The following is a 13,705-nucleotide window of genomic DNA, read 5'->3' on the forward strand; positions in this document are numbered from 1 at the left end:
GGCTCATCTTGCCACGCGTCGACGCCGCCGGGACGCCGCCGGCCCGGCGGACGCCGATCCTCTCCGGGCCGGGTCAGGCGCGGGTGATGGGGAGTTTCCTCGGGCCCTCGCGCTTCGTACTGTCCGGCAGCGGCGTCCGCACGTCCAGCACGCCGTCGGCGTAGGTGGCCCGGATGTCCTCGTCCTTCACGCCGTCGGGGAGCACGATGTCGCGGCGGAAGGATCCGTACCGGAACTCGGACCGGTACCGGTCCTTGTCCTTGTGCTCCTCGTTCTCCTCGCGCTGGGCGCGGATCCGCAGGAAGCCGTTCTCGATGCTCACTTCGATGTCCTGGTCGGGATCGAGTCCCGGCATCTCCGCGCGGACCACCATGTCCGTCCCGTCGACGAATTCCTCGACCCGGATCGAGGCCGGCCCGGACGACGACGACTCGAACAGCCGCTCCATCGAATCCAGCAGGTCCATAGGGGACCTGGTGCCCGCGTTGAAGGGGAAGTTCCGCCGGCTGGAGCCGAACGGAGGCCAGCGCCGCGCATCAGTCATGACGAACTCCAGACACTCGATGGGATCGGCCCGATCAGGGGCAGGTCCTTCCGAGTAGACACCGAGGCCGCCGGCGCCGACAGGGACGAAAGACCCCCCGTTCCGTCCGGTGAGCGGCCGCCGGTCGGGCAGCTGTCCGCGCCATTCCTCGTGTCGCGCCGAAGATCGACCGTGACCGTCCTAGGATCAGGCGCATGACACTCAACAGGGCCGAGGTCGACGGCATACCGGTCTTCTGGGTCGAGGGTCCTCCTCCGTTGAGCGCCGAACTCGTGTTCCGTGTCGGCGTCCGGGACGAGTCGCTGGTGACGTCGGGCATCACCCATCTCGCCGAACACCTCGTGATGGCTGGAGCACCCTCGCCCCGGTACGACCACAATGCGACCGTGGAACTGAGCTTCACCTCGTTCGAGGCGACCGGCCGTCCGGAGCAGGTGATCGCGTTCCTCGGGGACATCTGCGCAAGCATCCGCACTCCCGACGTGAGCTCGCTGGACATCGAGAAGAAGGTGCTGGTTGCAGAAGCGTCCTCGGTCGTCGAACCCGCGGTCGCAGAGCATCTACTGCGCAGGTACGGGCTCTCCTCACTCGGCCTTGCAGGGGTCGATCAGCCGGCGCTGAACAGCATCGATGACAGTGCTGTCATAGCAGCCATCAGCAAGTACTTCACCAGCGGCAATGCCGCACTGGCGCTCACAGGCCCTCCTCCTCCGGGCCTTTCACTGGTCCTGCCTCCAGGCGAAGCACAGCCCCCGCGCGCCGCCCGTCCGATCGCGAGCCTCCCGACGCCACTCTGGTTCGAGTTGGGCGGGCCTCCCCTCGCCCTGTCCTTCGAGTTCGAATCCGGCTCCGAACTGGCGAGGAACAGCGCGTCCGTCATCGCGCAGGTCGCGTGCCAGCGTGCACTCGACCTTCTGCGCAGGAAACGAGGAATCATCTACGACGTCGGCCATCACGTCCTGGAGGCCGGAAGGGGGCGAGGCGTCGTCTGCCTCACCGCCGATCCGCGGAAGGAGGACGCAGAACTGGCGCTGCGCGAGCTCCGAAGCATCCTCGATGACCTCAGCTCCCACGGGCCCGATGAACTGGAACTGCGGCAACTCACGGACGACATCACGGATTTCGCCGCCGATCCTCGCTCAGCGGCCGTCGCCGCCACGGATGCCGCGCGACGCTATCTACTCGGCGAGCAGCTCATCAGCCCGGAGCAGATGGTCACCGACACCGCCGCGGTGACCCGGCAGTCGGCGCAGAACGCGCTCTCCCTCCTCGACCTGACGCTCATGGTCGGCATGCCCGAGGGAACATCCACGTCGGATCCGTCCCTCCGAATGCTCGGCGGCGAGAACCATGAGCCGGTGTCCGGGCGATCCTTCAAGCGCAGCCTCCGGGGCTCCTTCCAGGGTGTCCCGTCGAAGGCTCGTCTCGTGGTCGGCGATGACGGCGTCAGCCTCGTGGACCAGGCGGTCACGACGATCTTCTGGGACGACGTCCGCGGACTCGAGTACACGCCTTACGGGATCGCGCTTCACGGCGTCGACGCCGTATCACTGGAATTGCAGCAATCGTGGTTTGCCAGAGGCCATGAAGCTCTCGCGCTCATCGAGGACCGCGTCGACAGCGCCCTCACCTATCGGGTCGACATCGGTTGATCGGTCCTCCCGTCCTCGATGTCGGTGTCCTGCCCGACCTCGAACGGCATCGCGTGGATGGTTTCACCCGCCACGGTCGCCGTGGTGGCGATGAGCTCGAGTTCCCTTGGTGTCCTCCGGGGTCAGGCCGATCTCCGTCGCCTCAGGACGAGTGGAGGACGAGCGCCGCCACCGGCAACCGGCGGGACTTCACCGTGCACCGGCAGGCCGTGACGACCTCAGAATGTCGGTGGTGGTTGGGAGAATTCAGTATGGCCAGCAGCTCGAACGCTTCACCTGAAACCACCGATCCTGGTGGTGCTTCGCGGAGTGGCGCTGTCCCGTCCGCTGCGGTGCATGCTGACTCTGTGCAGGATCTGATCGATCTGGTGGCGTCCCTTCCAGCGGGCCCCGGGAGTGCTGAATTCATCCAGCAGCTGCGCGAACAGATTCATCGGTTCAGCGCCACCGTGACCGGTGGTGCTGCGCACCAAGGCGCCCCCATGTTCGGTGGGGCTGAGCATCAGGGCGACGTTTCGGCTACTGCCGGCCTGGCCACGTCCTCGGCAGACCACGTCGCACCTGCTGCTGCCCCTGCCTCTTCGTCGGCGGCTCGGGTGCGGGAGTTGATGGAGGAGATGCTCTCGCTTTCCATGGGTGCCGGTGGTGCAGAGCTGATCGATGAGATGCGGTCCTTGGAGGATTACACGTCGGCGATCGCCGCCCGGCAGGCCCGGATCGCGGTCGCGTTCGACCTCGACCAGCGCCGGTCCCAGGCGGCGGCTGGTGTGCCGGTGGCGGAGCGGGGCAAGGGGGTGGCGGCGCAGGTGGCTTTGGCCCGGCGTGAGTCCCCGGCCCGGGGTGGCCGGTTGCTCGGGTTCGCGCGGGCTCTGGTGACGGAGATGCCGCACACCATGGCCGCCCTCGAAACCGGGTTGTTGAATGAGTGGCGGGCGACGCTGCTGGTGCGGGAGACGGCCTGCCTCTCCGCTGCGGACCGGTGCGCGGTCGATGAGGACCTGGCCGCGGACACGGGTGCCTTCGACGGGGCCGGGGACCGGCAGCTCGTCGCCGCGGCGCGGGCGGCGGCGTACCGGCGGGACCCGCGCTCGGTGACCCAGCGGGCGAGTCACGCGGCGGGAGAGCGGCATGTGAGTCTGCGGCCGGCGCCGGACACCATGACGTATCTGACCGCCCTGCTGCCGGTCGCCCAAGGCGTGGCGGTGCACGCGGAACTGGCCCGGCACGCCGACACCCGGCGGGCCGCCGGGGATGAACGCAGTCGGGGTCAGGTAATGGCCGATGCGCTGGTGGAGCGGACCACGGGCACCCCGGGTGGGTTCTCCCGGGTCGAGGTGCAGCTGGTCATGACGGACCGGACCCTGTTCCAGGGCGACAGCGAACCCGCGAGGCTGCCCGGGTACGGGATCGTCCCGGCCGGCTGGGCGCGGGACCTCCTCACCACCGGGCCGGCCTCCGAGCAGGCCTCCGGCCAGTCAGCAGATCACCGGCGGGCATTCGAGGTCTGGCTCCGGCGCCTCTATACCGCCCCGGGTAGCGGGGAGCTGGTGGCCGTCGAGTCGAGGGCTAGGCTTTTCACGGCCGGGCAGCGCCGGTTCATCCAGGCCCGCGACCATCTGTGCCGGGCCCCGTACTGTGATGCGCCGATCCGCCACTACGACCACATCATCCCCTGGCACAAGGACGGGCCCACGAGCCTGTTCAACGGTGCGGGGCTGTGTGAGGCGTGCAACCACACCAAGGAACTCCCCGGCTGGAATGCGAAAGCGCACCCCGATCCCGGAGCCAGACACGCCCGGCATGCCCTCGAGATCAGCACGCCCACCGGCCACACCTACCACTCCACCGCACCACCCCTGCCCGGCAGCAGCCCGAACGAACGCGAGCACCAACGGGAACGGAAACAGGAGACCGGGAGACACCCACTCCCGCCGACACCGCCCGCAGCGTCGAGTTTCGCGCCTGAGGATCACAACACCCCGGCATACCCTTCCACGCGAGCCTCCCGACGGGCAGAACTGCTCTTCGCCTGATTTTGCAGGGAGGACGCCTGACCGACCCGCCCAACACGAAGGCAGGATAGATCGCCCGACGGTCCACCGGCTCTGCGCCTATTGATCGACATCGGGCCGTGACGCCCAGTCGACCTGGAGTCCGTGGCCTGCAGCCCCACCCACTAGCTTCCGCGGGCGGGACCGGCACCGCCGAGGCAGAGGACGGGACCGTCCCCGTCGAGAGAGAAGACTGGGCAACGCCCTCTGGTGTGGTGACGACCAGGGTGCAACACTGCAAGCTTCCTGCTAAGCCCGCCCTGACATCCGCCAAGCACGCGACGAAGGGGAGATCGTATGCCTGCTGTCCACCCGCGCCCACTCTGTCGACGGCACCGACGTGAGCCGTCCCGATGAGCGGTGACTGGACGGCACGGCCCGCGATGTACCGGGCGCCGCCGACGCGCACCGTGCCACCCTTCGCGGGTCGCACGGTGGCGGTCCCGGCAGCGATGCTCTGCCTGCTGCTCACGCTCGTGTCCGGAAGTTACGGCTATCACCGGGACGAACTGTACTTTCGGATGCTCCCCCCGGCGTGGGGCTACATCGACCAGCCGCCCCTGACGCCGTGGCTGGTCCGATCCTTCGGCCTCATCGCGGACGAGGTGTGGGCCGTCCGGATCCCTGCGACCCTCTCGACCCTCGTGGCACTCGTGGTCGTGGTCCTGATCACGCGGGAGTTCGGCGGCGCGGCGTACGCACAGGGCCTGTGCGCGTGGGGGTTCGGCTTCGGCGTGGTCCCCCTGCTCTTCGGTCACGTGATGCTGACCGCCTCCGTGGACCTCGTGTTCTGGCCCGCCGTCGTCCTGTGCGTGGTCCGGGCCGTCCTTCGGGATACGCCCGCGTGGTGGCTGGCGGCCGGGATCGTCGCCGGCCTGGCCACCTACAACAAGCTGCTGATCGCGGGCCTGCTGATGTCGCTCCTGGCCGGGCTGCTCGTCGCCGGCCCCCGCCGGCTGCTCGCGACGCCGTGGCCATGGCTCGGCGGCGCCCTCACCCTGGCCGTGGCGGCGCCCAACCTCGTGTATCAGGCCACTCATGACTGGCCGCAGCTGTCCATGGGGGCGGCCCTGAACGAGAACAACGCCGCGGACACCCGCGTGGACATGTGGTGGTTCCTGTTCGTCACCCTCGGCCCGCCGCTGGCGTTGGTCTGGTGCCTCGGCTGGTGGCACCTGCTGCGCCGCGCTGAATGGAGACAGGTGCGCTTCATCGCCGCCGCGTTCGTGGTGCTCCTGGCCCTCGCCTTCCTGGCCGGAGGACAGATCTACTACCCGGCCGGGCTCGTCGTCGTGCTCTTCGCCGTCGGGTGTGTCCCCGCCGCCGCGATCATGCGCTACCGGGGGCGACGCCGCACGGTGTGGGCGGTGGTGGCCGTCAACGCGGTCGTCTCCATGGCGATCACCCTCCCGGTCATCCCCGTGGGTGTCCTGGGCCGGACCCCGGTCCCGGAGATCAACCAGCTGGCGCGCGATCAGGTGGGCTGGCCCGCGTATGTCGACCAGATCAGCGACGTCGTCGCGAGTCTTCCCGACCCGTCCGACGCCACCCTCATCGCCAGCAATTACGGTGAGGCCGGGGCCCTGCACCGGTACGGGCCCGCCCGCGGACTGCCCCCGGCGCACAGCGGGCACAACGAGCTCTACTACCTCTCCACGCCTCCTGAGGATGCGCGCACCGTGATCGTGATCGGCGGGCAGGCCGGGCTGGCGTCGACCCTGTTCGTGTCCTGTGAGGAGGTGGTCCGCCTGGACAACGGGCTCGACGTCGACAACGAGGAACAGGGGCAGCCCGTCCTCGTGTGCGAGCGGACCCGGCCGTGGTCGGAGCTCTGGCCGCGGTTCCGGCACCTGGACTGACGGCGCCAGGGCCGACGGCACCCCGACCGAACGCCTGGCCGTGTCTCAGGGAGCCTCTGTGACCCGTCGATAGCCCGTCCCGTCCGGATAGCGCTCCAGATACCCGTGGTCCACGAGCGCGCGGCGCAGCGTCGGTATGTCGTGCGTGACGGTCGCCAGCAGACGGTTGACCTCGGGTTCGCCGAGTTCCATGTCGGCCGGGAGGAGCCTCCCGGCGAGGTGCGCCAGCAGGGCGGTGCGGTCCTGCCCGGCGCGCGGCAGGCTGTCGATACGCCCGTCCCGGAAGAACCGGTCCACCCCTTTCGGGGTGGGCGCCGCGGCGGCGAGCACGTCCGTGAAGAGCCCCTCCGCGACGGCATGTTCCGGCGTCAGCAGTCCGGCGTCGACCAGCCGCTGCAACTCCTTCGGTGTGGCGTCGAGCGGCTGCCCGAGCACGGCCCGGGCATACAGTTCGCGGGAGCGGCCGCCGGCGAGGGTGGACAGCACCTTCTGCCAGGACGGAGCGGTCATGCCCGGCCCTCGCCGGGCGTGGAACCGGGCACAGACCCGGGCGCGGAACCGGGCGCGGAACCGGGCACAGACCCGGGCGCGGAACCGGGCACAGACCCGGTGAGGGAGCCGATGAACGCGGCGGGTGCGGCCGCGGTGACCTCCGCCAGCCGCTCGGCCTCGGTGGGGCCGCCGTCGAGCAGGGGCCGGAGCGCCGGCCGGTGGACGGACAGGCCTGCCTCCTCGGCGATCAGGGCGCCGGCCGCGTAGTCGTGCTCGTGCAGGCCGCGCTCCACGAAGGCGTCGAGCGTGCTGTCGGCCACGAGGCACAGGTCCAGGGCCGCCGAGCCGAGGCGGCGGACGTCCCCGTAGCCCTCGAGGAGCGTCCCGAGGGCTACGACCTGCTCCGCCCGGATGGCGGCGTCGTGGGAGAATCCGGTGCCGAGGAGCCGTCCCTGCCTGGTGCGCGGGCCCCCGAGGCGCCGCACGGCCCCGTGGTCGCTCAGCCAGGCTCCCCCGCCGCGGGACGCCCAGTAGATGCGGTGCAGCGCGGGCGCGTGGACGACGCCGGCGAGCCAGATGCCGTCGGGGCCGGCGGCGGCCACGGACGTGCCGTAGTAGACGATGTTGCGGATGAAGTTGGTGGTGCCGTCGAGGGGATCGATCGACCAGCGGACGCCGTCGCCGCCCGGGGTGGACCCGCCGGGCACCGTGGTGCCGAGCTCCTCGCCCGTGATCGCGTCGTGCGGCCGTGCGCCCGCGATGACGGTCCGGACCGCGTGTTCCGCGGCGACGTCGAACGCGGTCACCCAGTCGCTGTCCGAGCTCTTGCTGGTGGCCTCCAGCGCCTCGGGATCACGCCGGGCCAGCACGGCGGCGCCTGCCGCGGCGGCCTGCCGGGCCAGATGGAGGAGCACCTCCGGGGCGGGTGCCCCGGCGTCGCCGGTCCCGGGCGCGGCGGTCATCGTACGGTCCGTCCGTCCGGATCCGTGCCGGCCCCGGCCTCGAACTCCTCGGCCAGCTCGGTGTCCTCGCTCTCGTCGCCGTCGTTCCCGGCCGGTCCGCCGTCGTCGGGCTCCCCAGCTGTGGGGCCGTTCTCGAGGAGGGCGATGAAGCCCTCCTCGTCGAGGACCGGGATGCCGAGCGTCTCGGCCTTCTCCAGCTTGGTGCCGGCGTTCTCCCCGGCCACCACGTAGCTCGTGTTCTTCGACACCGAGCCGGCGGCCTTGCCGCCGCGCGTGATGATCGCTTCCTTCGCCTCGTCGCGGTTGTACCGCTCGAGGGACCCCGTCACGACGACGGTGAGGCCCTCGAGGGTGCGCGGCGTGCTCTCGTCGACGTCGTCCTCCATGCGGACCCCGGCCGCGGCCCACCGGTCCACGATCTCGCGGTGCCAGTCCTCCGCGAACCACTCGGTGAGCGCGACGGCGATGGTGGGGCCGACGCCGTCGACGCCGGCGAGCTCCTCCTCGCTCGCGGCGCGGATCCGCTCCATGGAGCCGAAGGCCGTGGCGAGGGCGCGCGACGCGGTGGGGCCGACGTGCCGGATGGAGAGCGCCACGAGCACGCGCCACAGCGGCTGCGTCTTCGCCTTCTCCAGTTCGGTGAAGAGCTTCCGGGTGGTGGCACTGGGTTCGGAGGGCTTCTTCGCGGTGCCCTTGGAGTAGAAGTAGGGCACGAGTTCGCGGCCCGTGACGACGCCCTTGACCTTCTTGTCCCGCTCGATCCTGACGTCCGCCAGCTTCTCCGGGGTGAGGTCGAAGATGTCGGCCTCGGTGGTGATGGGCGGTACCGAGGGCTCGGCGGGCTGCGTGAGGGCGATGGCCGCCTCCCAGCCGAGGGCCTCGATGTCGAAGGCGCCGCGTCCTGCGAGGTGGAACACGCGCTCGCGCAGCTGCGAGGGGCACGAGCGGGCGTTGGGGCAGCGGATGTCGACGTCGCCCTCCTTCGCCGGCTGCAGCGGGGTCCCGCAGGACGGGCACTCGGTGGGCATCACGAACTCGCGGACCGGCGGGTCCTGCTTGTCGCGCAGGGCGATGACCGGGCCCACGATCTCCGGGATGACGTCGCCCGCCTTCCGGAGCACCACGATGTCGCCGATCATCACACCCTTGGCCTTGACCACCTCCTGGTTGTGCAGCGTGGCCATCCCCACCGTGGACCCGGCGACCTTGACCGGCTCCATCAGCCCGAACGGCGTGACGCGGCCCGTCCGGCCGACGTTCACGAGGATGTCGAGCAGCTTCGTGTTCACCTCCTCGGGCGGGTACTTGTACGCCACCGACCAGCGAGGCACGCGGGAGGTGTGGCCGAGGGCGCGCTGCAGCGCGAAGCTGTCCACCTTGACCACGATGCCGTCGATCTCGTGGAGCAGGTCGTGGCGGTGGTCGCCGTGGTGCGCGATGAAGTCGACGACCTCGGCCTGGCTGTGGAGCACCCGGTAGTAAGGGGACGTCGGCAGGCCCCATCCCTTCAGCAGCTCGTAGGTCTCCGACTGCGTCCCGGCCGACAGCCCCGTCCGGGCACCGATGCCGTGCACGTACATGTCCAGCGGCCTCTCCGCCGTCATGGCCGGGTCCTTCTGGCGCAGGGAGCCGGCGGCGGCGTTCCGCGGGTTGGCGAAGGGCGCTTTCCCCGCGGCCACCATGCGCTCGTTGAGCTGGCCGAATTCCTTGGTGGGGAAGAACACCTCGCCGCGGATCTCCACCTCCTCGGGGTGGTCCGTGCCCGCGAGGTGCCGGGGGATGGAGGCGATCGTGAGGACGTTATGGGTGATGTCCTCGCCGGTGACGCCGTCACCGCGCGTCGCGGCGCGCACCAGTTCCCCGTTGCGGTAGAGCAGGTTCACGGCGAGGCCGTCGATCTTGAGTTCCGTCAGCCACTCGACGGTCGCGCCGGGGCTGCGCTGCTCGACGCCGGCGCTCGCGCGATCCAGCCAGGCCGTCAGCTCGTCGAGGGAGAAGACGTCCTCGAGGCTGTACATGCGGGCCAGGTGGTTCACGGGGGTGAACGCCGCGGACACCTCGCCGCCCACCTCCTGCGTCGGCGAATCGTTCGCGACGAGCTCCGGGTGGAGCGCCTCGAGCTCCTCGAGGCGTCGGAACAGGGCGTCGAACTCGGCATCGGAGATGGTGGGCGCCGCGTCCTGGTAGTACGCGGCACGGTGCACACGGACGTCCTCGGCGAGCTGCGCGTACTCCTCACGGAGCTCGTCGCTGGGGGGGCCGCCCTGCCCGGCGGGGGTGGCGTCTACCGATGCACTCTCGAGTCCTGGGGTCACTTTCCTCATCCTGCCCTACGGCTCCGACACCGGCCAGCGGTCGCCGTCCGCGACGAACCGGCCACCCGCAGCGGCACCGGAGCGCGGCCTGTCCCCGTCCCGATCCGGGCCGTCGGGATCCGAGGCGTCGGGATCGGAGGCGTCGACGACGATCACGGTCACGTTGTCGCGGGCTCCGGACCGGAGGGCCGCCGCGATCAGCTCGTCGCACGCCTCCTGCGGGTCCGGGACGGTGGCCAGGATCGTGCAGATGTCCTCGTCGGTCACTTCGCCGCTCAATCCGTCCGAGCAGAGCAGGATGCGGTCGCGGTCCTCGACCGGCATCAGCCAGAAGTCCGGATCGGCGTCGTCCCCGGTCCCCAGGGCGCGGGTCACCACATGCCGGCGGTGGTGGGTCCTGGCCTCGTCCTCGGTGATGCTCCCGAGGTCCACGAGTTCCTGGACCTCGGAGTGGTCCACGGAGACCTGCCCGAAGGTGCCGCTGCTCAACCGGTACGCCCGGGAGTCCCCCACGTTGAAGAACAGCCAGGAGGGGGCACCGGCCTCCTCGACGAGCACGACGCCCGTCAGGGTGGTGCCCGCGTGCCCGCCGGCCTCGCTCCGGATGCGCTGGTCGGCCTGCTGGATGATCTCCTCGAGGTCGGTCGCCGTGAGCTTGGGCATGCGCGTCCCCGCGAGGCTGCTGCCCTCCAGGGTGCGCACGACGACGCTGCTGGCCACCTCGCCGGCCTCATGTCCGCCCATCCCGTCCGCGACGGCGAAGACCGGCTCGACGGCGAGGAAGGAGTCCTCGTTCAGTTCACGGCGCAGCCCGCGGTCGGTGCCGAAGCCGTAGGTCAGCCGGACACCGAGACCGGGTGCCGTCCCGGCGTCCTGCTGCCGGGGGGCAGAACCGGAGATGCCCTCGGAGGTGGGCCCGACGTCGACGGCGTGTGAGCCGTTCGCCCGCGGTTCGCTCATGCCGTTCCTCGCGACGTGCGGAGGGGACGGGCCGGGGTGAGGGGCATGCAGCCCTGCTGGTCAGTCATGTCCCCATTCTGCCCTCTGCCCGCTCGGAGACGCCGAAGCGCCGCCGCAGGACCCGCGAGGTCGTGAAGTCAGTCGAGGATGATCCCCGTGCCGGTCCCCCGCGCGAGGGTCACCGGCTGCACCTCCCCGAAGCCGCGGACCTGCCGCGGCTCGTGCGGCACGAGGACGAACCTCTCGTTGGCGGAGAGCGTCGCGGCGGTGCCGGAATCCACGAGGACCTCGCCCGGTTCCGCGAGCGCGGTGAGGCGCGCCGCGAGGTTGACCGTCGGCCCGTAGATGTCGCCGAGCCGCGAGAGCACGCGGCCCCACACGAGGGAGCAGCGGGCGGCGGGGAGGAATTCGTCCTCGGAGAAGGCCTTGGCCAGGGCCAGCGAGATCTCGGCCCCGGCCTCCGGCGACTCGGCGATGTAGAGGACCTCGTCGCCGATCGTCTTCACGAGCCGGCCGCCGCCCACGGAGATGATCTCGGCGCTCTTGTTCTCGAACCGCTGCACGAGCTGCGCGAGCGTCCGCTCGTTCATCTGCCGGGACAGGCTCGTGTAGGACACGAGGTCGGCGAAGCCCACGGCGCGCGCGAGCGGCAGCGGGGCGTCCTGCTCGTCCCCGGCGCGGCCCGTCTCGCTCGAGGCCAGGCCTGATTCGGCGCGGAGCGCCAGCCGCTGGACCGCGGCGTTCATCTGGCGGCGCCACGCGTAGACCAGCGTCTTCTCGAGCGGATCGATGAGGTCCGGCAGTTCGGACACGAGGGTCTTCCGCGCGTCGGCGTCGGACAGCCCGCGCTGCGCCACCATCTCCTCCACGATCGCCTCGATCTGCCAGACGACCATGCGGTCCGTCATCTGGCCGACGGCCCGCGTGATCGAGATGGCGGCGTCCTCGGTGAGCTGCTCCTGGCGCACCAGGTCGATGATCGTGGTGAGGGCGCCGAGGTCCTTCTCGGTGAAGGCGACGTCGTCGTCCCCGATGTTGGGGAAGCCCATGGCGCGCCACAGCTTGCGGGCGGACAGCAGGGACACGCCCGCGCCCGCCGCGATGTCGCGGCGCTTGAGGGTGCGCTCGGCCCCGAGGAGTTCGCGCTCCAGGCGGCGGATCGTCTCACGGTCCAGTTCGATCGGCGCCCCGCTCGACGGAGCATCCTCCGGGCCGCCTCCGGTCGCCATGTCGGACTGGAGCTGCCACACGGCCTTCGGTGACGTCGAGGCTGCGGCGTCGGGGGTGTTCCCGGTCTGCCCGGACGCCCGGATGGCCTCGCCGGCGGCGCCCTCCGGGTCTTCGGGCTGCCCGGCCTCACGGCGGTGCTCGACTGTCACGGTTGTGTGTCCCTCCATTCCTGCTGCACCCGGAGCGTCCCGCCGCGGGCGTACTGCGGATCAATTTCCATGTCTACTCCGTCGAACATGCGCGTGAGCGGGAGCTCGCCGATCGCCTGGACCACGTAGTCCTTGAACGTTGCGATCTGCGGAACGTGCCGGTAGGCGTGCGCCCGGTCGAATCCGAGGTCCGCGATGAGCGTCCCGCTGCCCACCATCCGCTGCATCAGCCCCTGGTCCGTCTGGAGCTGCGAGATCGCCGACAGGTTGATCTGGTGCTCGGAGCGCCGCCCCGTCCCCGACCGGTGGATGAGGCGCATGCTCGTGAGGACGTACCGGTTGCCGGCCCACCGGAGCAGTGGCCGCCCCACCACCCACAGGAACACCAGCACCGCGACGCCGAACACCACCGGCAGGAGCACGGGCTGCCACTCGGCCACGCCGGCGGGGAGATCGGGCCGGGCGAGGTAGCCGAGCCCGAACCCCCCGACGGCGAGGAGGAGGAACCCAGCGACGACCGGCCCGGCGAGCGGCAGGGGGTTGGGCCGGGTACGGACGAGGACACGCTCCCCGGGCAGCAGCCTGATCCGCACGGGCTACACCTGCGGGCGCACGTGCACCACGTCGCCGGCGGAGATGGTGTGGCGCTCGCCGTCGTCGTCGCGCACCACGAGCCCGCCGTGCGCGTCGAGGGACAGGGCGCGTCCGGCCACCACGACGCCGCCGGGCAGCTCCGCGCGGACGTCCCGGCCGAGCGTCGCCATGCGGGCGCCGATGCGTTCCAGCAGCGACGGCCCGGAGTCCCATGCCGCGCCGGCGTCGCCGTCGACGTCGCAGAAGGCACGGTAGTGGTCGGCGAACGTGCGCAGGAAGGACTTCAGCAGGACGTTGCGGTCCGTGGTCCCGGCGTACTCGAGGAGCAGGCTCGTGGCGGTGGGGACGGGGAGCTCGTCGTCGGTGAGGCTGACGTTCAGCCCCACCCCGACGACGACGGCGGGCGGCTCGGCGCCCGCCCCCGGCACGAACTGGGCCAGGACACCGGCGAGCTTCCGCCCGTCCACGGTGACGTCGTTGGGCCACTTCAGCTGCGGGGAGATCTTGGTGCGTTCCTCGACACTCTCGGCGACGGCGAGCGCGGCGAGCAGGGAGAGCCACGAGTAGGCGCCGGTGGGGACGGGTCGGCCGTGCCGGTTGAAGGGGCGCAGGAGCACGCTCACGAAGAGCGAGGAGCGTTCCGGTGCCACCCAGCTGCGGTCCAGCCGGCCGCGCCCCGCGGTCTGCGTCTCCGCCGCGAGCACGCTGAGGTCCGGCCACCCGGCCGCCTCCACCTGGGCGTGCTCCACGAGGTCGGTGTTGGTGGACCCGGTCGTGGCCACGACGTCGAGCCGCGAGAACGGACCGGCCGGCATGCACAGGGCTGTCCTCAGCGCGCCGAGGTTCAGGCCGGGGCGCTCGAGATTGGAGTAGGGGGAGGACATGACATCGATCCTA

Annotated in this window: 12 protein-coding genes; 3 read left to right on the forward strand and 9 right to left on the reverse strand. The window is 70.9% G+C overall.

The window, feature by feature from the left end:
• Positions 1 to 73: 73 nt before the first annotated feature.
• On the reverse strand, positions 74 to 544 hold the full coding sequence (locus CXQ92_RS13805) for an Hsp20/alpha crystallin family protein (RefSeq protein WP_104168352.1): 471 nt from the start codon (positions 542 to 544) through the stop codon (positions 74 to 76).
• Between the two features lie 194 nt (positions 545 to 738).
• On the opposite strand from CXQ92_RS13805, the gene CXQ92_RS13810 reads away from it, so the two are divergent.
• The gene (locus CXQ92_RS13810; protein WP_104168353.1) at positions 739 to 2,196 is read left to right on the forward strand and encodes an insulinase family protein; all 1,458 of its coding nucleotides are present in this window, start codon (positions 739 to 741) and stop codon (positions 2,194 to 2,196) included.
• Positions 2,197 to 2,468: 272 nt separating this feature from the next.
• Here CXQ92_RS13810 and CXQ92_RS17880 read toward each other — a convergent pair whose 3' ends face one another.
• Positions 2,469 to 2,699, reverse strand: a complete 231-nt coding sequence (locus CXQ92_RS17880; RefSeq protein ID WP_146067473.1) for a hypothetical protein — start codon at positions 2,697 to 2,699, stop codon at positions 2,469 to 2,471.
• A 105-nt stretch (positions 2,700 to 2,804) separates the two neighbouring features.
• On the opposite strand from CXQ92_RS17880, the gene CXQ92_RS13815 reads away from it, so the two are divergent.
• Both CXQ92_RS13815 and CXQ92_RS13820 read left to right on the forward strand, forming a co-directional pair.
• Entirely contained in the window at positions 2,805 to 4,229 is a 1,425-nt protein-coding gene (locus CXQ92_RS13815; RefSeq protein WP_258069950.1) for an HNH endonuclease signature motif containing protein, read from the forward strand.
• Positions 4,230 to 4,600: 371 nt separating this feature from the next.
• Entirely contained in the window at positions 4,601 to 6,106 is a 1,506-nt protein-coding gene (locus CXQ92_RS13820; protein ID WP_104168354.1) for a glycosyltransferase family 39 protein, read from the forward strand.
• 45 nt (positions 6,107 to 6,151) lie between these two features.
• On the opposite strand, the gene CXQ92_RS13825 is transcribed toward CXQ92_RS13820, so the two are convergent.
• The 7 genes from CXQ92_RS13825 to CXQ92_RS13855 all read right to left on the reverse strand — a co-directional run bounded on the left by CXQ92_RS13825 (position 6,152) and on the right by CXQ92_RS13855 (position 13,692).
• Positions 6,152 to 6,616, reverse strand: coding sequence for a DUF2087 domain-containing protein (locus tag CXQ92_RS13825; protein ID WP_104168355.1), 465 nt, complete (start codon positions 6,614 to 6,616; stop codon positions 6,152 to 6,154).
• Positions 6,613 to 7,560: an inositol monophosphatase family protein gene (locus CXQ92_RS13830; RefSeq protein ID WP_146067474.1), complete on the reverse strand. Its 948-nt coding sequence runs from the start codon at positions 7,558 to 7,560 to the stop codon at positions 6,613 to 6,615. The genes CXQ92_RS13825 and CXQ92_RS13830 overlap by 4 nt, the downstream gene beginning before the upstream one ends.
• Positions 7,557 to 9,875 (reverse strand): NAD-dependent DNA ligase LigA, encoded by a 2,319-nt coding sequence (gene ligA / locus CXQ92_RS13835; protein ID WP_258069951.1) that lies wholly within the window; start codon positions 9,873 to 9,875, stop codon positions 7,557 to 7,559. The genes CXQ92_RS13830 and ligA overlap by 4 nt, the downstream gene beginning before the upstream one ends.
• 15 nt (positions 9,876 to 9,890) lie before the next feature.
• Positions 9,891 to 10,835 (reverse strand): PP2C family serine/threonine-protein phosphatase, encoded by a 945-nt coding sequence (locus tag CXQ92_RS13840; RefSeq protein WP_104168357.1) that lies wholly within the window; start codon positions 10,833 to 10,835, stop codon positions 9,891 to 9,893.
• A gap of 137 nt (positions 10,836 to 10,972) precedes the next feature.
• Positions 10,973 to 12,064, reverse strand: a complete 1,092-nt coding sequence (locus CXQ92_RS13845; RefSeq protein ID WP_104168798.1) for an adenylate/guanylate cyclase domain-containing protein — start codon at positions 12,062 to 12,064, stop codon at positions 10,973 to 10,975.
• Between the two features lie 146 nt (positions 12,065 to 12,210).
• Positions 12,211 to 12,807 (reverse strand): PH domain-containing protein, encoded by a 597-nt coding sequence (locus CXQ92_RS13850; RefSeq protein WP_104168358.1) that lies wholly within the window; start codon positions 12,805 to 12,807, stop codon positions 12,211 to 12,213.
• A 3-nt stretch (positions 12,808 to 12,810) separates the two neighbouring features.
• Positions 12,811 to 13,692, reverse strand: coding sequence for a biotin--[acetyl-CoA-carboxylase] ligase (locus CXQ92_RS13855; protein WP_104168359.1), 882 nt, complete (start codon positions 13,690 to 13,692; stop codon positions 12,811 to 12,813).
• Positions 13,693 to 13,705 lie beyond the last annotated feature (13 nt).

Source organism: Arthrobacter sp. SX1312 (assembly GCF_002929295.1).
Lineage (GTDB): Bacteria > Actinomycetota > Actinomycetes > Actinomycetales > Micrococcaceae > Arthrobacter_D.